Source organism: Marinomonas balearica, assembly GCF_004362145.1.
Taxonomy (GTDB): domain Bacteria; phylum Pseudomonadota; class Gammaproteobacteria; order Pseudomonadales; family Marinomonadaceae; genus Marinomonas; species Marinomonas balearica.
Genome location: NZ_SNXC01000010.1, coordinates 159186 through 180433 on the forward strand (window position 1 = coordinate 159186; position 21248 = coordinate 180433).

The 21248-nt window shown below is 43.0% G+C and carries 16 protein-coding genes; 10 read left to right on the forward strand and 6 right to left on the reverse strand.

Features of this window, described 5'->3' with window-relative positions:
• Positions 1–52 precede the first annotated feature (52 nt).
• Positions 53–2080: a carboxy terminal-processing peptidase gene (locus tag DFP79_RS05935; protein ID WP_133503021.1), complete on the reverse strand. Its 2028-nt coding sequence runs from the start codon at positions 2078–2080 to the stop codon at positions 53–55.
• Between the two features lie 120 nt (positions 2081–2200).
• Between DFP79_RS05935 and DFP79_RS05940 the strand changes: the two genes are divergently transcribed.
• The 5 genes from DFP79_RS05940 (at position 2201) to DFP79_RS05960 (ending at position 8371) form a co-directional block, all read left to right on the forward strand.
• On the forward strand, positions 2201–3502 hold the full coding sequence (locus DFP79_RS05940) for a M18 family aminopeptidase (RefSeq protein ID WP_133503022.1): 1302 nt from the start codon (positions 2201–2203) through the stop codon (positions 3500–3502).
• 873 nt (positions 3503–4375) lie between these two features.
• Positions 4376–4717 carry a carboxymuconolactone decarboxylase family protein gene (locus tag DFP79_RS05945; protein ID WP_133503023.1) on the forward strand — a complete coding sequence of 114 codons (342 nt, stop codon included), beginning with the start codon at positions 4376–4378 and terminating at the stop codon, positions 4715–4717.
• A 261-nt stretch (positions 4718–4978) separates the two neighbouring features.
• On the forward strand, positions 4979–6217 hold the full coding sequence (locus tag DFP79_RS05950; RefSeq protein WP_133503024.1) for an argininosuccinate synthase: 1239 nt from the start codon (positions 4979–4981) through the stop codon (positions 6215–6217).
• A 294-nt stretch (positions 6218–6511) separates the two neighbouring features.
• Positions 6512–7405 carry a ribokinase gene (locus DFP79_RS05955; protein WP_133503025.1) on the forward strand — a complete coding sequence of 298 codons (894 nt, stop codon included), beginning with the start codon at positions 6512–6514 and terminating at the stop codon, positions 7403–7405.
• 21 nt (positions 7406–7426) lie between these two features.
• On the forward strand, positions 7427–8371 hold the full coding sequence (locus DFP79_RS05960; RefSeq protein WP_133503026.1) for a nucleoside hydrolase: 945 nt from the start codon (positions 7427–7429) through the stop codon (positions 8369–8371).
• 125 nt (positions 8372–8496) lie between these two features.
• On the opposite strand, the gene DFP79_RS05965 is transcribed toward DFP79_RS05960, so the two are convergent.
• From DFP79_RS05965 to DFP79_RS05975, 3 genes are all read right to left on the reverse strand, one after another.
• On the reverse strand, positions 8497–8775 hold the full coding sequence (locus tag DFP79_RS05965) for a hypothetical protein (RefSeq protein ID WP_243730211.1): 279 nt from the start codon (positions 8773–8775) through the stop codon (positions 8497–8499).
• Between the two features lie 192 nt (positions 8776–8967).
• Positions 8968–10305, reverse strand: coding sequence for an omega-aminotransferase AptA (gene aptA, locus DFP79_RS05970; protein WP_133503027.1), 1338 nt, complete (start codon positions 10303–10305; stop codon positions 8968–8970).
• Between the two features lie 294 nt (positions 10306–10599).
• Positions 10600–13113, reverse strand: a complete 2514-nt coding sequence (locus tag DFP79_RS05975) for a CoA transferase (protein WP_133503028.1) — start codon at positions 13111–13113, stop codon at positions 10600–10602.
• Between the two features lie 541 nt (positions 13114–13654).
• Between DFP79_RS05975 and DFP79_RS05980 the strand changes: the two genes are divergently transcribed.
• From DFP79_RS05980 to DFP79_RS17880, 5 genes are all read left to right on the forward strand, one after another.
• The gene (locus DFP79_RS05980) at positions 13655–15247 is read left to right on the forward strand and encodes a BCCT family transporter (protein ID WP_424960642.1); all 1593 of its coding nucleotides are present in this window, start codon (positions 13655–13657) and stop codon (positions 15245–15247) included.
• 106 nt (positions 15248–15353) lie between these two features.
• The gene (locus tag DFP79_RS05985) at positions 15354–16514 is read left to right on the forward strand and encodes an iron-containing alcohol dehydrogenase (RefSeq protein ID WP_133503029.1); all 1161 of its coding nucleotides are present in this window, start codon (positions 15354–15356) and stop codon (positions 16512–16514) included.
• Between the two features lie 127 nt (positions 16515–16641).
• Positions 16642–18138 carry a CoA-acylating methylmalonate-semialdehyde dehydrogenase gene (locus DFP79_RS05990; protein WP_013661497.1) on the forward strand — a complete coding sequence of 499 codons (1497 nt, stop codon included), beginning with the start codon at positions 16642–16644 and terminating at the stop codon, positions 18136–18138.
• Between the two features lie 254 nt (positions 18139–18392).
• Positions 18393–19298: a LysR substrate-binding domain-containing protein gene (locus tag DFP79_RS05995; RefSeq protein ID WP_133503030.1), complete on the forward strand. Its 906-nt coding sequence runs from the start codon at positions 18393–18395 to the stop codon at positions 19296–19298.
• Positions 19299–19553: 255 nt separating this feature from the next.
• The gene (locus tag DFP79_RS17880) at positions 19554–19691 is read left to right on the forward strand and encodes a hypothetical protein (protein ID WP_166637655.1); all 138 of its coding nucleotides are present in this window, start codon (positions 19554–19556) and stop codon (positions 19689–19691) included.
• A gap of 111 nt (positions 19692–19802) precedes the next feature.
• Here DFP79_RS17880 and nth read toward each other — a convergent pair whose 3' ends face one another.
• Both nth and DFP79_RS06005 read right to left on the reverse strand, forming a co-directional pair.
• Positions 19803–20438, reverse strand: coding sequence for an endonuclease III (gene nth, locus DFP79_RS06000; RefSeq protein WP_133503031.1), 636 nt, complete (start codon positions 20436–20438; stop codon positions 19803–19805).
• Positions 20439–20456: 18 nt separating this feature from the next.
• The gene (locus DFP79_RS06005) at positions 20457–21230 is read right to left on the reverse strand and encodes an electron transport complex subunit E (RefSeq protein ID WP_243730212.1); all 774 of its coding nucleotides are present in this window, start codon (positions 21228–21230) and stop codon (positions 20457–20459) included.
• Between the last annotated feature and the right edge of the window lie 18 nt (positions 21231–21248).

A 21248-nucleotide genomic window follows, 5' to 3' on the forward strand; every position in this document is an offset into this window, starting at 1 on the left:
AAGTCTATAAATTACGACTTGGCCTTTTATTTCACAGATATAGCGAGCGACGTTACTGTTTTGATTTAAGTTGGTTTGCTGCAATGAAATCTAGCATTACTTCCGCCGCTTCTTTTGCGTATGGGTCGTCTTCAGTAGATTCTATTTCATCTTCGCTAGTAATGGGTTCGAGCCCAAGCGCTTTACGACGAGTGTTTTCTCTTGCGATTGTTTTTTCTTGGCCTTCTTTGCGTCGAGTTAAGCGTTCCTCTTCGTTGAGTGAGATACTCTTAAAAGAAGAAGTTTGCTCGCGTACATCGTTAATTTGATCCACCATCGCAACAAAGTTAGGTTCTTCTTTCATCCGTTGTTCATGGCGAGGTTTTAGAACGGGAAGGTAATCGCCCATTTTCCAGTATATTGGGTAACGAGTCTCGTGGATTTTGTCCCATGGTAGAGGGTTTTCTAATGCACTTTCACCCACACTTTTTTCATCCAATAATGAGGGGAATTCGACATCAGGATGAACGCCTTTATGTTGAGTGCTTTCTCCCGACACACGATAAAATTTAGCTTGAGTAACCTTGAGCTGGCCTTTGTCCATTTCTTGAAGTACCTGAACCGTTCCTTTGCCAAAGGTTTTTCCGCCAAGAATGAGCGCGCGGCCATAATCTTGCAAAGCGGCTGCAACAATTTCTGATGCGGATGCACTCATGCGGTTAACCAATACGCCTAGCGGTCCACTGTAAGTTACGCTAGGGTCACGATCACCCATGACGGTTACTCGTCCACTGGTGTCTTTAATTTGAACGGTCGGTCCATGAGGGATGAATAAACCTGCTAGGGAGTTCGCTTCTTGTAACGAGCCTCCGCCGTTATTGCGCAAGTCGAGCACAATTGCGATGACGTCTTCTTGTCGTAACTCTTCTATGATTTTTTTCGTATCGCGGGTCGAACTCTTGTAGTTTTTATCGCCTGCTTGAATTGCTGCGAAATCAGAGTAAAAAGTGGGTAATTCAACAACACCTACTTTATAAGTTTGACCACCGCGCTCAACATTAATGATTTTTTTGGCTGCTGCCTGATCTTCAAGTTTTACTTTTTCGCGTGTAATGTTGATGGTCTTGGTGGTTTGTCCATCACCTTTCGCTGGCTGAATTTCAAGGTAAACTTTTGTGCCACGCTCACCACGTATCATGTCTACAACGTCATCAAGCCGCATTCCGACAACGTCGACCATTGCTTTGCCGTCTTGGCCGACAGCGAGAATACGATCATTGGGAGCTAATTCGTTTTGTTTCTCCGCAGGACCACCCGGAATAAGACGGACAACTTTTGTATAATCATCGTCATATTGGAGTACTGCGCCAATGCCTTCCAAAGAAAGACTCATATTAATGTTAAACGTTTCTGATGCTCTTGGGGCAAAATAGGTCGTGTGAGGATCCAGTGCTGCTGTAATGGAGTTGGCAAAGGTTTGAAAGACGTCCACTGGTTCGGATTGTTCAATTCGTTTTAATTGATTGCGATAGCGCTTTTCAATAACGGAGGCGATTTCGTCTTCTGAAGTGTTATTTAATTTAAGCGTTAATGCTCGGTTTTTTATGCGTTTTCGCCAATACTCGTCGAGCTCTTCTGAAGTTTTAGACCATTGAACATTATCGAAGTCGACGTTTAAACTCTCTTTTTTTGTATAGTCGAAGTTATCCACCATGTCTGGTAGCACTTTTAAGAGCTTGTTTAAGCGGTCTTCTACTCTGTGTATATAAAGATTATAAATGTCGTATGCTATTTGTGTATCGCCGTTGCGTAATGCATCGTCAAGTTCTAAACGGTGTTTGGAGAGCGTATCGATATCGCTTTGTAAAAAAAAGCTTTTGATCGGATCGAGAGAGTCTAAGTACAAATCAAATGCACTTGCAGAAATTCGATCATCGATTGTAGGTTTGTTATAGTGCACCGCTTCGAGCATTTCAGTTAGCTCTTTTGCTACGCTGTCGTAGTCATGTGGCGGCTGAAGTTCAGTGTAAGCGTTTGCGAGGCTATGAGTAAGTGACGCGCCAGCGACAAATAGGCTTACTAACAGGCGTTTATAGTTCATCCGCGGTAGATACTCTTGGTCTAATTGTGTAGGTTACTAAAATCATATTAGACCTGCCCCAATAAGGCTAGTCTAGTCGTAAAAAAGTCATCTAATAAGGCATTGTCTTTACGGAAAATTATGGAATCATCAAACTTCAACTCTTCATTGCTTCATTTTTTACAATCGTCGCCGACACCCTTTCACGCTACGCAAAGTATGAAAAACCGTTTACTGTCATCAGGCTTTGTCGAACTGCATGAAGACCATAACTGGGTAATCGAAGAAGGGGGGCGATATTTTGTGTCGCGTAATGGTTCGTCACTCATCGCGTTTACGACGCCTTCGTTGGACTTCTTCAATACAGGCTGGCGAATGATCGGCGCACATACCGACAGTCCTTGCTTCAAACTTAAGCCCAATGCGCAAGTAACCCGCCATGGACATCATCAGCTTGGTGTAGAGGTGTATGGCGGTGTACTTTTGCATACTTGGCTCGACCGCGATTTATCCATCGCTGGACGAGTGACGTTCAAAACGGTGACAGGCGACATAAAAAGTCGATTGATTGATTTTAAAAAGGCCATCGCAACCATTCCGAATCTTGCCATTCATTTGAATCGTGGAGTGAACTCAGACGGATTTGCCGTTAACGCACAAGAGGAAATTCTGCCGATTCTGTGTGATGCCACCAATGAATTCGAACTCAAGCATGTAATTCAGCGGCAGCTCGAAAAAGAGCACAGTGATATATATGTAGATTTGATTTTAGACTTCGAACTGTCAATGTACGACGCTCAGCCTCCCGCACTGGTCGGTTTGCACGATGAATACTTATGTTCCGCGCGGCTTGATAACTTGCTCAGTTGTTTTGTGGGGATGGAAGCGTTAATCGCATCGAACGACGAGCGCCCAAGTTTGCTGATTTGTACGGATCATGAAGAAGTTGGAAGTTTATCAACTTGTGGTGCGAATGGGCCGTTTTTAGAAGATGTCTTGCGTAGATTGTCGCCTAATCCAGAACATTATGTGCAAGCCATTCAGAATTCTATGTTGATATCGGCGGATAATGCTCATGCATTGCACCCTAACTATGCCAGCAAGCACGATAAACTGCATGCTCCAACCATCAATCAGGGTGCTGTTATTAAAGTAAATAACAATCAGCGCTATGCAACGAACAGTGAAACTGCTGCAATCTACAAAGATATTGCCGCACAGGAAGGCTGTAATGTACAAACTTTCGTTGTTCGCAGCGACATGGCTTGCGGCAGTACGATAGGCCCAATTACATCAGGTGAAATTGGTGTGCCAACACTCGATATCGGGCTGCCCACTTTTGGAATGCACTCAATCCGTGAAACAGCTGGCAGTAAAGACGCTTATGAGCTTTATAAAGTGCTGGCGCGGTTCACTAAGCGCACGAACCTTATTGCTAAATAGTATCTAGAGTGTAGCTTGCGAATATGCTCCCTGAGCTTGTCGAAGGGAGTAGAGGAGGCTTCGACAAGCTCAGCCAACGGTTTGTTTTTACTCGGAGCCTTAAAATTTAGCTCGTTTCCTACTACTGAGTCCTAGCTTGTTACTTGAGGCCGTAACCCGTCCCGTGAGCCGTAATCTGTTCCCTGAGCCTGTCGATGGAGGTAGAGGAGGCTTCGACAAGCTCAGCCAACGGTTTGGTTTTTTTACTCGGAGCCTTAAATTTCAGCTCGTTTCCTACTATTGAGCCCTAGCTTGTTCCTTGAGGCGTAACCCGTCCCGTGAGGCGTAACCCGCCCCGTGAGCCGTAACCTGTTCCCTGAGCCTGTCGAAGGGGGTAGAGGAGGCTTTGACAAGCTCAGCCAACGGTTTGGTTTTTTACTCGGAGCCTTAAATTTCAGCTCGTTTCCTACTATTGAGCCCTAGTTTGTTCCTTGAGGCGTAACCCGTCCCGTGCGCCGTAACCTGTTCCCTGAGCCTGTCGAAGGGGGTAGAGGGGGCTTCGACAAGCTCAGCCAACGGTATGGTTTTTTTTACTCGAAGTCTTAAATTTCAGCTCGTTTCCTACTATTGAGCCCTAGCTTGTTTCTTAAGGCGTAACCCGTCCCGTAACCTGTTCCCTGAGCCTGTCGAAGGGGGTAGAGGAGGCTTCGACAAGCTCAGCCAACGGTTTGGCTTTTTTACTCGGAGCCTTAAGTTGCTGCTTCATCAGGCGTATGAATGGCTTCTCTCTTTTCTATTAAACATTATTGATTGTACTTTTTTTGTCATAGATCAGATTTTGGTTTTCAAATCTCCTTTATATTAGGTTTCTCTAATGTTTGTTGGGTGGTTGAAATGAAAAGCTATAAAGAAATTAATAAAGAGCAAAATACATTGGCACGAGAGTACCGTGTCTCGTCGCCTGATATCCTTAATGGGTTTATGGCAATGCATAAAGCGGCGATGCAGGATGGCGTTGTGCCATTGAAAGTAAAAGAGATGATGGCGGTAGGTATCGGCATTGCGGCGAGATGTGATGGTTGCATCGCGTCACATGTAAAAGCAGCGCTAAGAGCAGGGTGTACAAGAGATGAGCTGATTGAAGTCATTAATGTTGCGATCATGATGGGTGGTGGGCCTTCTGTTATTTATGGAACTCAAGCGCTTGGCGCAGCAGATGAATTTCTAGCGGAGTAATCTCTAGTGGTGGAGTGTGAGTCAAAAAGTGCATATTTAGCCGCTTTCTGACTCACATTATTGGATTGAGGGTTTATTGCCCACTGCTGAAGAAAGCTGTCAAATAGATGATAAAATTACACGTTTTTTTGCGGTTATATTCAGCTAGTGTGCTTGCGAATACCCCCGCTAAGACTTAAACTACCGACCCCTTAAAATTAAATTCAATCCGGTGTCATTTTTTGATATCGAGCGCAATCTCATCTGAGGAGAATATAGAGAATGTCTGACGTGAAGAAGGTAGTGCTAGCCTACTCTGGCGGCCTGGACACTTCCGTAATTGTGAAGTGGCTTCAAGAAGAGTATCAGTGTGAAGTAGTAACCTTTACTGCTGACCTAGGTCAGGGAGAAGAAGTAGAGCCTGCTCGCGCGAAAGCTCAAGCGTTAGGTGTTCAAGAAATCTACATTGAAGATTTGCGTGAAGAGTTTGTTCGTGATTTTGTCTTTCCTATGTTTCGTGCGAACACAATCTACGAAGGCGAATACCTACTAGGTACATCTATCGCTCGCCCGTTGATTGCAAAACGCCTTATCGAAATTGCTAATGAAACGGGTGCAGACGCAATTGCTCATGGAGCGACAGGTAAAGGAAACGACCAGGTTCGCTTTGAGTTGGGTGCCTATGCACTTAAGCCGGGTGTTAAAGTTATTTCTCCTTGGCGTGAGTGGGATTTGACGTCCCGCGAAACGTTGATGAAGTACTGTGAAGATCACAATATCCCAGTTGATTTCTCTACTAAGAAAAAGAAATCTCCTTATTCCATGGATGCTAACCTTCTTCATATTTCATTCGAAGGTGATCAGCTTGAAGATCCGTGGATTGAATCAGAAGAAGATATGTGGCGTTGGTCAGTTTCTCCTGAGCAAGCGCCAGATGTACCAACGTACATCGAAATCGAATACGATCACGGTAACCCTGTAGCGATTAATGGTGAGCAAATGTCACCTGCGACGATCCTTGAAACACTTAATAAAGTGGGTGGCGAGAACGGTATTGGTCGTATCGACATCGTAGAGAACCGTTTTGTTGGTATGAAAGCTCGTGGTTGTTATGAAACGCCTGGAGGCACAATCATGCTTCGCGCGCATCGTGCTATGGAGTCTATTACTCTTGATCGTGAGGCGATGCATCTTAAAGATGAAATTATGCCTCGTTATGCAAAAGTGATTTACAACGGTTTCTGGTGGTCAGAAGAGCGTCGTATGCTTCAGGCTCTTATCGACACGTCTCAAGAGTTTGTGTCGGGTACGGTACGTCTTAAGTTGTACAAAGGTAATATCGAAGTTGTGGGTCGTAAATCTCCATACAGCTTATTCGATAGTGCCGTAGCGACTTTTGAAGATGATGCAGGTGCGTACGATCAAAAAGACGCTGCAGGTTTCATTAAGCTTAATGCTCTGCGTATGCGTATCGCTGCACAGAAAGGTCGAACTTTCCTAGATCGTGATGACGAAAAATAAAAGATTCTTGATCGTTTAGTTTTATACTAACGGTGGGATATCTATCAAAACGCTCTGCTATTATGCAGGGCGTTTTTTGTTTAAGTATTAAGCATAAATTAATTGACCGATCGGACAGTTCGTGGGTTTAAATATCTAATAAAACGTGCTTTTATATCAAGCTATTTGCGATGGATAAGAATAAAGCTATCTTGACGTAAACGATCATTGGTTGGCATAACTAGGTTATCAGTAGGGTGATTGTCATGGCTAATCTGCGAGAATGGTTTGGGTAGCACGGATAGGAACAATGAGATGACAATTTATAATTTCGGCTCCATTAATCTTGATCACGTTTATCAGGTAGATCATTTTGTTAGGCCTGGTGAAACAATGGCATCTGAAAGCTATCAATGTTTGCTTGGCGGAAAGGGCGCTAATCAGTCTGCTGCACTTGCAAAAGCGGGTGCGGATGTAAGGCATGTAGGTGCGGTGCACTCTGTCGATAAACTGATATTGAAGCAGCTGAAAGATGTTGGTGTAAATATAGAGCTGGTGGCGCAGATTGATATGCCAACAGGGCATGCAATTATTCAAATTAATAAAAACGCTGAAAACTCAATTATTCTGTATCAGGGAGCCAATCACTGCTTAACCGAAGAGCAGATCGACGGTGTTTTGGATCAAGCTGCGGAAGGTGATTGGGTATTGCTTCAAAATGAAACAAACCTAGTACCGTATATTGCAAAACAAGCTAAAAGTAAGTCATTAAAAGTTGCATACAATCCTGCACCAATGGATGTAAGTATTACGAAGCCTTTGCTAGACAGTATTGATTTATTAATAGTCAATGAAGTGGAAGCAATGGATTTGGTTGCAGTCGATTCTGTAAATGAAGCAGTAGAAGCAATGCCTAAGCAGTTTCCAAATCTAGCAGTGCTGATGACGCTTGGCAGTGACGGTGTGCGTTATTTTGAAGAGGGTACAGATTTATATGTTCCTGCGTTCACTGTGGAAGCTCAGGATACGACAGCGGCGGGTGACACTTTTATAGGGTTTACCATGTCTGCCATGTTTAGTGGCCTTTCAATAGAAGAATCCATTAAACAAGGGTGTGCGGCGTCCGCAATTTGTGTAACTCGTATCGGCGCACTCGCTTCAATTCCAAATTCAGATGAAGTGGCAGTGTTTTTGTCACATCAGCATTAATTAATTATAAGGAAGTCGATCATGACTCGTAAAATTATCATAGATACAGATCCTGGTATTGATGATGCAATGGCAATCTTCTTTGCTTTCCAAGCTCAAGAGCTTGATGTGCTCGGTTTGACAACCGTATTTGGTAACGTCCCTGTTACGCTAGCAACTGAAAATGCCTTGCGTCTGGCAGAGATTGCTGGTGTTGATGTGCCTGTTGCTGAAGGTGTTGCTGTACCAAGTGTGATTGCACCTCGTCCTCATCCAGATTTTGTTCATGGAACAGACGGTTTTGGTAACATCAATTGGCCTTCTCCGAAAGGTAAAGCGATAGAGCAGTCCGCTGCTGAATTTATCGTAGAGCAGGTTCGTCAGTTCCCTGGAGAGGTGACGATTGTGGCATTAGCGCCTTTGGGGAATTTAGCCAAAGCCCTTGAGCTCGATCCTGAGATTGCGAACCTCGTTGATGAGGTTGTTTTGATGGGAGGCGCCGCTCATGAATTTGGTAATGTTTCTCCTGTTGCTGAAGCAAATATCATCAATGACCCTCATGCCGCAGATAAAGTATTCACTGCGCCTTGGCAGGTGACAATGATTGGTCTTGATGTAACGCACCAAGTTGTATTGGGTAACGCTATATTAGGGCGAATTAAAGAAGAAAAGCCGGATCAAGGTGGCTTTCTATACGACTGTGCTCAACATTACATTAAATTTTACAGTGATCGTTTCCCAATTGAGGGATGCTATTTTCATGATGCTTCTACAATTGCGTATTTGATGGATCCAAGTATCTTTACTGTAGAGCGAGGTCCAATTAGGGTCGCATGTGAAGGCATCGCGTTAGGCCAAACAATTTTTGCTCCTGAGGGGTTATCCTACCCTGAGCCTCATTGGGATGGCGTGCCGTCTACCCAAGTGTGTATGGAAGTAGATGAAGAGCGTCTATTGAAACTTTATGAAGAAACGATGGTGTCGTAATTGATCCAATCACTCTTTCTTTTTTAGAGATAAGATTAGCGATAATCAATAATAAAAGGCTCAGATTTTCTGGGCCTTTTATTATTTAGGCGACTAGATTTAGACGGTCAGAGTAAGACGCAGAATTATTGGTGGTCTTGTACAAACTCTTCAATGAAATCGAGGTCTTTTGGGTTGATGTTATGAAAGTTTAACTTAATGTAGTGCAAGTCGTGCTCGTTTAAAACGACTGAAATGGGGTCGCAAATAGCTTTTAAGTGGGCTAGTTTCCCTTCATGCATAGCATTAAGTTCAAGTTTAACCTTCCGGCTCCCTTCGAGGGCGATTGGAGATTCGATTTCAACCTGAGTGGGAGAGATGTGGGTACAATGAATGTTTGTAGTGTGCCCGTTGGTCAGGAACATTTTTCCAGCCCAAAAACATCGTACATATGGAGCGCTTTTTATGTTCACAATTAGTGCCTATTTCTAAACTAAGTCACGCAAAAAATTACAAAAAATCACCTATATTTTGTGTGGATTATCGCCCCATTCTTTGTATTCTTCAACCAAAAAAGGCTCCATCGGAGCCTTTTTTGGTGAGTCTTGATCTGTGTGCTAATTTATTTCTTTCAGTGTGTCTGCTAGCGCGTTGATTAGGCTATCTATTTCAGGTTGCTCAACAGTGAAAGGAGGTGCTAACTGGATAGTGTCGCCTCCGTAACGTACATAGTAGCCCTTATCCCACATTGACATTGCGATTTGGAATGGTCGTTTTGAGGCATCGCCTTCGTTCGCTGCGATTGATAAACCAGCTGCAAAACCGTAATTACGTATGTCTGTAATCATTGAATCTGCATCGCGTAATGAGTGAACGGCGTATTCCCAGTTTCCACTTATTTCTTTAACACGATCCGCGAGTTGCTCTTTTTGGATTATGTCTAGAGTGGCTAATCCAGCAGCACATGCAAGCGGGTGCGCAGAGTAGGTATAACCATGAGGAAGTTCGAGCATGTGTTCCGCACCGGCTGTCTCCATAAACGTATCGTAGATCTCTTGTTTAAATGCAACCGCACCCATAGGAACTATACCGTTTGTTACTTGTTTGGCCATGGTAATAATGTCGGGTGTTACGCCAAATGCTTCAGAGCCGGTGCGAGCTCCCATACGTCCAAAAGCGGTAATGACTTCATCGAAAATCAATAGGATGTCATGCTGATCACAAATTTCTCTGAGGCGATCTAGATAGCCTTTTGGTGGAATAATGACGCCCGCAGAGCCTGACATAGGTTCGACGATGACGGCTGCAATATTGGATGCGTCATGCATTGTGATTAGATCAAGTAAAGCCTCGGCACGCTCAGCGCCCATTTCAGGCATCCCTTTAGAAAACTCTGTGCCGGGCGTTTGTGTGTGAGGGAGGTGGTAAGATTCTAACCCTTGACCGTATAACGTGCGATTGGCAGCAATGCCTCCTACGCTAAATCCAGAAATTCCTGCACCGTGGTAGCCTTTGGCGCGGCCAATAAACTTAGTTTTTGTGCCTTTACCTTTTTTTCGCCAGTACGCACGCGCAACTTTTAGTGCAGTGTCTACCGATTCAGAGCCAGAACCAGTAAAAAATATTCGATTTAATTCGCTCGGCATAAATTCAGTAATTTTTTCTGCGAGTAGAAAGGATTTTTCGTGACCAAACTGAAAAGCGGGCGAGTAATCAAGCGTGTTGACTTGTTTTGTGATGGCTTCGTTTATTTGAGGGACGTTATGCCCAAGGCCGCATGTCCAAAGTCCGGATAAACCATCGAAAATTTTACGACCATCTATATCTGTATAGTAGTGTCCTTTGGCTGATTCGATTAAGCGTGGATCTTGTTTGAACTGCCGGTTCCCAGAGTAGGCCATCCAATGCGCGTCTAATTGCTTCTGTGTCAGTCTAGATTTAGAAATATGGCTCATGGCGCTCTCGTTATTAAATAGTCAGTGTTAATAAAGACAGAATGGAGATTCTTTAAAGGTTAGTAAATTCGCTTTTATTTAAACTTGGTTAAATATTTTATTAACTTTATGGGGTAGGTTTTGAAGCTAGTGCTGTGATGTGCTGTGTCTAATAAAGGTGGTGAAATATAGGGAAGCTCAAGTGTTTATCTTAGTTAGACAAGATGAATCGGTTGTTAGGTTTCGGCTTATAAAATAAAAAGCCAAGCAAACCGGTTTGGCTAGCTTGGCTTTTTTTAACTTAAAATCAATTGTTTAGCTTGGTAGGAATTCGTTACTCCAACCTTTCGCTGCAATTTTCTTCTCTAGCATCAAATCAATTTCACTATTGCTGTAGCCTAGGCCGCTCAAAACAGTCTCGGTTGAATTACCGAATTTTTCCGCAGGTGTTACAGCGCTAATCGATGCTTCAGACGGGCGGATCGAGTAGGGATCAATTTGTGTAATGCAGTGGCCGCTTGGATGATCAGGGTAGATAGAGAATGAAAAGCTTCCTCGATCTATGCCGGCTGTTTGATCTGCTACACGGCTATTGTGTTCACGTAAATATTCAATAGAAATTGGTTCTGCGCAGGCAACGTCTACTTCAATGAATGCTTTTAACCAATATTCAGAAGGCTCTTTGGCAAAACTTTCGCGTAAGAACTCGCCTAAATCCTGACATTCTTGAATTCCTTCAAGGCCTTTAACTGTCGCAAGTGTAGCAAGCTCTCCTTCATTTGAATCTAGGAATATCCAACCGCTCTTCGTGTGATAGAAGTGTGATAGTTCGTTGTTACCTAGAGCTTCACGACCTGATGCTTCATTAAAAGGAGCACAACCTTCATAATCAAAGGCAAAAGGAATCTGGGCAATGTTAGTTACTGCTGCTAGCGAGGTTCTAACACGGCTGATTTTCCCTGTTTTGCGTTTTTGGTATAGAGCAATAGCCATACCTAAACCGCCAGCGAAACCACAGTTTACATCAAGCGTGCCTATGTGGGCATGTTCTTCAGGCGTTTCTGGTTTGCCGAATCGACTCATAATCCCGCTGTTAGCTTGAATAATATCATCGTAACCGATGTAGTTTGTTTTGCTGCCGTTGCGAGGGGCACCGAAACAATCAAGACGGCAGAAAAGAGCCTCTGGGTTTATGGCACTTATTGTTTCTTGGTCTAGCCCAAGAGGTTTTATTTGACGCTCTGGGGCATTGATAACAACAATATCCGCTTCTTTTATAAGGCGTTCTAGTACTTCACGGCCTTCTTCCGTCATGATATTAACCAAAGCGCTTTCTTTGCCGACGCCTGTTTGGAATGTGTATAAAATTCCAATCAATGGGTCATATAGCGGTGTTACAGGGTCCAGTTTCGTAATTTCTGCACCGAAACGCGCTAAAAACGCTGTGGAGTGAGGGCCGGCAATAACGTTAGTTAAATCTAGAACTTTAACGCCTTTTAACCAGCCGTCACCGCTTGCTTTATGTATTTCTTGACCTACAGGTCGTGGAGATCTGTCAAATTCAATCGCTTGCTGAAGGCGATTAAGTGCTGTCTCGAAGTCAACATCTTCACGAGAATTCGGTGTTAACATTGCGTCGGCTTCATTTTCAAACCAAACAATCGGGCCAGGCTGCATCATTTTGCCGAATTCTTTGTCTTCTACTTCGACAAACAGTCCTGACTCTTTGCTGTATTCACTGTTTACCCATTCTTGAGTTGTACGGTGCGGAGCTCCTGGAATTTGGCCTTCACCAAAAATAACACCCCATTCTTCAGAGGTTTTTTGTAAAAAGGCCTTTTTCATCTTTTTGGAAATTATATCGGCCCATTTTTTCGGTAGAGGGTAAACGCCAATAGACGTTTCGCCGTCCCATTCGCTGATAGGAGCGTGTAGATCCTTAACATCAGGCAGACCTTCGGCAACCAATTCATCATAAATACCGAGAACTTTAAGTGCGCGTTTTGCATGGTTGCGGTGAGAAGGGCAAACGCAATAGAACATGCGGCCGTCGGCACACGTATAAGTGCGAAAGAAAGGGTCTAAGTACTCTTGAAGTTCATCGTAACTTAGGTCCATTTCAATGTTATTTTCTCTGCGGTGCTCAATTTCGAGCTCACGCATTGTTTTATAGCGCTCAGGAATCTGATCAACCACATAGGAATTGTAAGACAGTCCTTCCATGAGAGCGGCTGCAATCGGCACTTCAATTTCATCGCCACGGCCACTTTTTTCTCGTTCAAATAAAGCAAGTGCAACAGAGCTTGTTGCCAACGTAATTGCGTATGAGGACCCCAATGGAAGAGGAGAGAAACTAGGGTTAACGCCCATCAATACACGGTTGAACCCCATGTCTGTAAAGGCACCACAGGTTGCTGTAACGATAGCTTCTGTCGCTTTCCAATCGCGACGTAACACGTCATTGCTTGCAAACCCAGGCATAGAAAGAGTAATCAATTCAGGACGTTGTTGACGCAGCTTAGTGAAATCAATCCCCAGCTTTTGCATTTCGCCAGGACGGAAACCCTCTATCACAATGTCAGCATTAGAGATTAGCTCTAATGCCTGATTTAAGCCTGATGAAGTTTTCAAATCTAAGCTTAAAGACGATTTATTGCGATTTAAAACAGCGTTAGCGGGATGTTGCCAAGTTGGCCCATTAGGTGGATCTATATGTACAACGGTTGCACCTAGATCAGCTAAAACCATCGCTACGGCAGGTGCCGCAATCTGTTGTCCAAAATCTACAACACGAACGCCAGCTAGAGGTAATTGATTTTTTGTATTCATAACGCTTCAAGTCCTAATCAACCTAACTTCAGCTCATACATAAACGATTAGTTGGCTGAAATTATTTATTTTTATACCGGTGAACCGGCTGCTTTTAGGTTTTGTGCGATATCGTTGGTATTTATATATTTACTCAACGTAGTATCGAAGGCTGCATCTTAGGAGTGAATTTAAAAACGAACCAGCAAAATAAAAATGGTCTGAGGCACGATTTTTTTTATATCTAATTTGAGATAAATATGAGTGAAAAATGACCCATAAAAATTAAGGGGTCTTAGATAGATTTTTTATTGCTTCTCAGTTCGGGATAGATTCATAACAATGATTTCTGCAACAACAATAAGTAGAATTACCTTCCGTTTAAAAGTGTCACTTTTTTAGACATCTAAGGTGTTTCTAATGAACACAATAAAAATAATAGCGAGAATGACTGCATGAATAATAAAATCAAGCTCAGTTCCATACTTATGGAGCGGTCACGACCGGTAGGTTTAATTGACATAGAAACAGATAATTATAATGAAACTATGAGGTTAACCCGATGAATCCGATGAATGACAAGTCTTATACTTTGCCAAAGACAGGGCTGTTTGCTGGCACACACCCTATATTAGCAGTTGGCTCAGCAGTGCTGATGGTTGCTTTTGTATTGTTTACTGTAATCAACCCCACATTTGCGAATTCGGTTTACAACGCTGCAAATGGTTACATATCTTCAAGTTTAGATTGGTATTACATTGGCCTAATTAGCTTTTTCTTGATGTTTGCTGTCTGGATTAGTTTTAGCCGATACGGAAATATCAGATTAGGAAAAGACACTGACCGCCCAGAGTTCAGTAATTATGCATGGTTCTCTATGCTATTTAGTGCGGGTATTGGTATCGGCATTCTTTTCTGGAGTATCGCTGAACCAATCTACCACTTTCAAAGCAACCCATTTATTGGTGAAGGTCAAGCGGGTACAGTAGAAGCTGCTCAAGTCGCGATGCGTATAGCTATCTTCCATTGGGGATTGCATGGCTGGGGTCTATTTGCTGTTATCGGTCTAGCATTGGCTTACTTCTCTTACAGAAAAGGTTTACCTCTTTCTATTCGTTCAAGTTTGTACCCAATTTTTGGAGACCGTATTTACGGACCAATTGGTCATGCTGCTGATTTGCTAGCTGTGTTCGGTACTGTATTTGGTATTGCAACATCTCTAGGTCTTGGTGCACAGCAAATGAATGCTGGGCTTTCTTATCTTTTTGGATTTGAAATATCTACATCTAACCAAATTATTCTAATCGCTATTCTTTCTGTTATTGCTACAGGCTCAGTTCTAACGGGTTTGAACAAAGGTATTAAGATCTTAAGTGAATGGAATATGCATTTAACCCTCATAATCTTGGGTTTATTCATTATCTTTGGCCCAACGGTTTATATTCTAGGTGCGTTCTTTACTAATGTTGGCGACTATTTATTCCATGTTGTGGAATTAGGTTTTTGGGTTGATCCTGATCCTAAAGGTCAATGGCAAGGTTGGTGGACTATCTTCTACTGGGGCTGGTGGATTGCTTGGGCTCCTTTCTGTGGTATTTTCATCGCACGTATTTCTAAAGGTCGTACCATCCGTGAATTCGTATTCGGTGTACTGATTGCTCCAACTGCACTTGCCGCTTTCTGGATCTCCATTTTCGGTAACACTGCGATGTTTGTTGAACTGTTTGGTGTTGGCGGCATTACAGAAGCAGTCAATGCAGATACGACAATGGCTTTGTTTACAACCATTGAAAGTATGAATGCAGGTGATCTTGTTACAATGGGGATTTCTGCCCTATGTACCATTATGCTTGTGACTTATTTTGTTACTTCTGCTGACTCCGCAACGCTGGTTATCTGTACTATAGTGTCCTTTGGTAACGAGCACCCACCGGCAAAATTCCGAGTATTCTGGGGTGCTGCTATTGGTGCAGTTGCTGCAGTACTTCTATACGCAGGTGGCTTAAAAGCATTGCAAACTGCTTCGATTGTGGCTGCATTACCATTTTCTTTTATCGTTTTGATGGCAGCCTACGGACTGGTTAAATCATTACGAGAAGAAGTGAAAGGTCAATCAACCGAAGATCTAACACCACTCACTGAGAACGCTCAGTAACCGTTTAATATGAGAGCGGCTTAACAACATTATAATTTAAGCCGCTTACATATTTTTAAAACACGCTCTATCAGCTATTAGAAACGCTTAATGCTAGGAATAAAGTATGTCTACTCAAATCATTCTTCCGCGTATGTTACAGGTCGGCGAAAATGCAAGTCATGCCACTCCAACAATTCTCGCAAGCCTTGGTTGCCGTCGTCCTCTTATAATTACTGACAAAATGATGGTGCAGCTAGGCTACGCCGCAAATGTCCAAGCAGTGCTTGCCGAACAAGGTATGCAGGCTGATATATTTGATGACACTGTACCTGAACCAACTGTTGCTTCTATTCAAGCAGGAGTGACAAAAATCTCAGAAGGTGATTACGACAGTATCATCGCATTGGGAGGCGGTAGCCCAATTGACAGTGCTAAAGCTATCAGTATTTTGGGTAAATTCGGTGGTGAAATGCGCGACTATAAGTTTCCGCGTGTTGTAACAGAATCTGGTTTGCCAATTGTCGCAATCCCGACGACTGCAGGTACTGGCTCTGAAGTTACAAAAGTAACCATCATTACTGACGAAACGACAGATGAAAAGATGCTTTGTATGGGCGTTGGCTTCATGCCAATTGCTGCGCTAGTTGACTTTAGTCTAACGCTATCTGTGCCGGCGAGAACGACTGCAGATACAGGTATTGACGCGCTAACGCACGCGATGGAAGCGTACGTAAGTAAAAAAGCAAGTCTATACAGCGATACGCAAGCCCTTGAAGCGATGCGTCTTATCGCTCCGAATTTACGTCGTGTTTACCATGATGGAGCAGATAAAGAAGCTCGCGAAGCGATGATGTTAGGTTCTACGCTTGCGGGAATCGCATTTTCAAATGCATCTGTTGCTTTGGTACACGGTATGAGCCGTCCTATTGGTGCTGCATTCCATGTTCCTCATGGTTTATCCAATGCCATGCTTTTGCCTGCTGTTACCGAGTATTCAATTCCTGCGGCATCTGAGCGTTATGCTGATTGTGCGCGAGCGATGGGTGTGGCGTCTCAACAAGACAGTGACGAAGCTGCAAATGCTAAGTTAGTTGCTGAGCTAAAAGCGTTAAATGAAGAGCTGAAGGTTCCAACTCCTGAAGAGTTTGGTATCGATAAAGAACACTTCATGTCTCTTTTAGATACGATGGCAGAGCAAGCTTTAGCATCAGGTTCGCCTAATAACAATCCTCGTGTTCCAAGTGCTGAGGAAGTTATTGAGTTATACAAAGAGCTTTGGGCATAAATTATAAAATGGCGATATGAAACACACTTTTTAGATGTGTTATATCGCCAAACACTTTAAATATAAAACAAGAAAACGAGTGATATAAACCTATCATCTCCTTGAATTCTGATCTGAGGAAAACGAAATGAGCACAGTTGGACAACTTATTAACGGCGAAATTTTCATTGAAGGAACTCGTCAACAGGATGTGTACAATCCGTCAACAGGCGCGGTAACTAAGCAGGTAGACCTTGCTTCTAAAAAAACGGTTGAAGAAGCTATCACTGTAGCTCAAGCGGCTTACCCAGCGTGGCGAAATACTCCACCAATCAAACGTGCTCGTATCATGTTCAAGTTTAAAGCGTTGCTAGAAGAGCACGCTGACACTATCTGTAAAATGATTGGTGAAGAACACGGTAAAATCAGCCATGACGCTGCGGGTGAGTTGCAACGTGGTATTGAAAACGTTGAGTACGCATGTGGCGCTCCAGAGTTGCTAAAAGGCGAACACAGCAAAAATGTTGGTCCTAACATTGATTCTTGGAGTGAGTTCCAACCTCTAGGTGTTGTTGCCGGTATTACTCCATTTAACTTCCCAGCAATGGTGCCACTGTGGATGTTCCCTATGGCATTGGTATGCGGTAACTGTTTCATTCTTAAGCCGTCTGAGCGTGATCCAAGCTCAACGCTTTTCATCGCTCAACTATTGAAAGAAGCAGGCCTACCTGACGGCGTTATGAACGTTGTTAATGGTGATAAAGAAGCAGTTGATACATTGTTAAATGATGATCGTATCAAAGGGGTTAGCTTTGTTGGTTCAACGCCTATCGCTGAATACATTTACACGACAGCTAATGCTAATGGTAAGCGTTGCCAAGCTCTAGGTGGTGCGAAAAACCACGCTATCGTAATGCCTGATGCGGATATGGATAACGCTGTTAACCAATTAGTAGGTGCTGCATTTGGTTCATCCGGCGAACGTTGTATGGCTCTATCTGTCGCTGTTACAGTTGGCGATGCAGCAGGTGACGCTTTAATTGAGAAGATGCAAGCGGCTATGCAAGGCCTAAACGTTGGTCCTTATTCTGATGCAAACAATGACTTTGGACCTGTAATCACTAAGGCTCACCAAGAAAAAGTTATTGGTTACATCGACAGCGCTGAGCAGCAAGGTTCAACCATTGTTGTTGATGGGCGTAATGCGAAAGTTGAAGGCTATGAAGATGGTTTCTTTGTTGGTGCAACATTGATCGACAATGTAAACACTGATATGACAAGTTACAAAGAAGAGATCTTTGGTCCTGTTCTTCAAGTTGTTCGTGTTCAAACGATGCAAGAAGCAATGGATCTTATCGATGCTCACGAATACGGTAACGGTACTTGTATCTTTACACGTGACGGTGAAGCTGCTCGTTACTTCTCTGACAATATCCAAGTGGGTATGGTTGGTATCAACGTACCTTTACCTGTACCTGTTGCTTACCATAGCTTTGGTGGGTGGAAGCGTTCATTGTTTGGTGATCTTCATGCTTACGGTCCTGATGCTGTTCGTTTCTACACTAAACGTAAAACTGTGACTCAGCGTTGGCCTTCTGCTGGTATTCGTGAAGGTGTTGAGTTCTCAATGCCTACTATGAAGTAAAAGAGTTTAGCTAAGGACAGCAAAAATGTTAACCTTTGAAAACCATAGCCCTTATTAAGGGTTATGGTTTTATTTTATGTGAACTGTAAATTATAAATATAATTATAATCGTCAAAAAATTATAAAAATAAATATATGTAGTACATGGTCATAAAAAGTCTATTAAGTTCAATTTCAGCTTATGTTTACTGAAATATGAAGTTTTGACACGCCATTTAATAGCAAACATTGAAATATATGTTGAGATTACAAACATGAAGAAAAGATTGCCACCGCTTAACTGGCTACGCTCCTTTGAAGCTTCTGCACGCCACCTCAATTTCACCCAAGCCGCTAATGAACTCAATCTTACACAAGCTGCGATTAGTCAGCAGGTCAAAAGTCTAGAGTCGCAACTTGGCACAACTCTTTTTAAACGGTTGCCACGAGGGCTAGCATTAACCGATGCGGGTTTGGCTTATATGCCAGCCATCCATGATTCTATAGAAAGGCTTACGGCTGTCACCGATGAATTATTTGGGCAAGGTCAGAGCCGACAAGTTACAATCAGAGTTAGCTTAGTCTTTTTTACGACTTGGTTAGCACCAAAATTGCCGTTATTTTATGAGCAACATCCGGATGTGAAAATTCGCTTCACAAGCAATATTTGGCAAGAGGAAAAACAAAAAGACACTGATTTAGGTATTCGTTACGGTCAGGGAGTGTGGCCCGACGTAAAAGCTGAGCGTTTAACTTGGGATGAGCTGTTTCCTGTGTGCAGTCCTGCACTTTTAGGTGATTGTTCTCAGGTAACTTTAGAAGAGGCTCTTTCTAATCATACGTTATTGCACGTACTTGGTTACAAAGAGGGATGGGGATACTGGCTAAACCAAACGAGCACAGATTACTCCGACAATGGTAAGGGGATTCAATTTGATACCTTGATCTCCGCGTTAGAAATGGCAAAACTAGGGCAGGGCTTTGCTTTAGGCCGTACATCCGTCGTAAAAGATATGATTGAAAACGGAGCACTTGTTGCACCATTCGAAACAAGGCTTGAGACATCGGAAGCCTTTTTCTTAACCTATCCAACTCATCAATATCTTAGTCCAGGTGCAGAAATTTTTAAGCAGTGGATTCTGGATGAATCACAAAAACAGAAAGCTCAAGACTTGAGCTGATTCCCACGTAATTAATTTCTACGTAACTAATTTCTAAATAGTAAGCAGAAGGTTCTCGCTTTAGTGCTTTTGCTTACTGCCTCAAACACTGCTCGCAAGCCTCTTAATGCGCCTTTGTTCTTGCAGGCTTAATTTTTATGATGGTTTTATGAATATTTGATGACAATTTGTGGGGTGGAGTTTTAATTTTCGACTTTTTCTCCTACGATAGAATCGTCGAAAAATGACAGTACAAAAAATAATAAGGAGCCCCGAATGGCTAAGAAAGAAGTGAAATCTGTATCAAAAGAAGCTAAATCTCTTAAAAAAGAAATCAAAGTGCGTAAAGAGAAAGTAGCAAAGCAAAAATCAAAAATTGCTAAGTTGAAAAAAGCACTGAAGAAAGCAGCTTAAGCACATAGGCTTTCATACTCAAGGGGCTTTTGCCCTTTGAGTGCGTAAAAACGAATCCTCGTACGGTTCAGTCATGCTAGTCATCTTCAACGACAAGCAGCACCCTCTCCATTAAGTAGACGTTTTTTCCTTAAATTCACACAAGTCCTCGATGATGCAGGCATCGCATTTAGGTTTGCGTGCGGTACATATATAACGCCCATGTAAAATAAGCCAATGATGGGCATCTAATAAAAACTCTTTTGGAACAAATTTTAATAATTTCTGTTCAACCTCAAGAACATTCTTTCCTGGCGCTATTTTTGTTCTGTTCGAGATACGAAAAATGTGAGTGTCAACCGCCATAGCGATTTGACGAAAAGCGGTATTTAGTACTACGTTTGCTGTCTTTCGACCAACACCCGGTAGAGCTTCTAGTTCCTCGCGTGTTTTTGGTACTTCGCTATTGTGTTTCTCTATTAGAATCTGACATGTTTTGATCGCATTTTCAGCTTTTGCATTAAACAGACCAATGGTTTTGATGTAGTTTTTTAAGCCATCAACTCCTAACGCGAACATTGTTTCAGGAGTATTGGCAACCGGGAATAAATTGCGTGTTGCTTTATTAACACTTACGTCAGTGGCTTGTGCTGAAAGCAGCACTGCGATCAGCAGTTCGAACGCAGAACTGTACTCTAACTCGGTCACAGGGTTCGGATTTTCTTCGCGTAGACGTGTAAATATCTCGTGTCGTTTTGTCTTATTCATAACCTACAAGCGCTCATTTTATCCAGTTACGCGAACGCGGCGAGATTCTGTTTTCTGACCAGCTTTACGGGCACGGTCGCGTTCTTTTTCACGTTCATCAAAATGGTTTTTTAGTGCGATAAGTAAGCCTAATCCAATGAATGCGCCGGGTGGCAAAATAGCAAATAATACATCAGGGTAGTTCGAAAATACGGTCAGTTTCCAGTTCAAGGCACTTTCGCCAAAGAGAAGTTGCATGTCGCTGAAGAGTGTTCCTTGGCCTATAAGCTCACGCATTCCGCCAAGAACCGATAGAATGATCATAAAGCCCAAGCCCATCATAAAACCATCTAGTGCGGAAGGTAAGACAGGGTTACGACTTGCAAAGGCGTCAGCACGACCCAAAATGGCACAGTTCGTCACTATGAGAGGGATGAAAATACCCAAAATTTGGTAGAGCTCATAGGTATACGCTTGCATGATCAACTCAATACACGTTGTAAAAGACGCAATGATCATAACAAAGGCCGGTAATCGAACCGCGTCAGCGACGTAGTTCCTAATAAGCGAAACGGCAATGTTAGAGCCTATTAGCACAACCATTGTTGCAAGACCTAGACCAATCGCGTTGACGACAGTGCTTGTAACGGCAAGCAAAGGGCATAAACCTAAAAGTTGCACCAAGGCTGGGTTATTTTTCCAAATGCCGTTATAGACGATCTCTGCGTAATTTGGGCTCACTTTTGCCTTGGAGTCTTCCGCTACCGTATCAATGGCGCTTGTATTTTCTGTAGATAAGGTTTCTTCACTCATATTGATTCCTGATGTGAC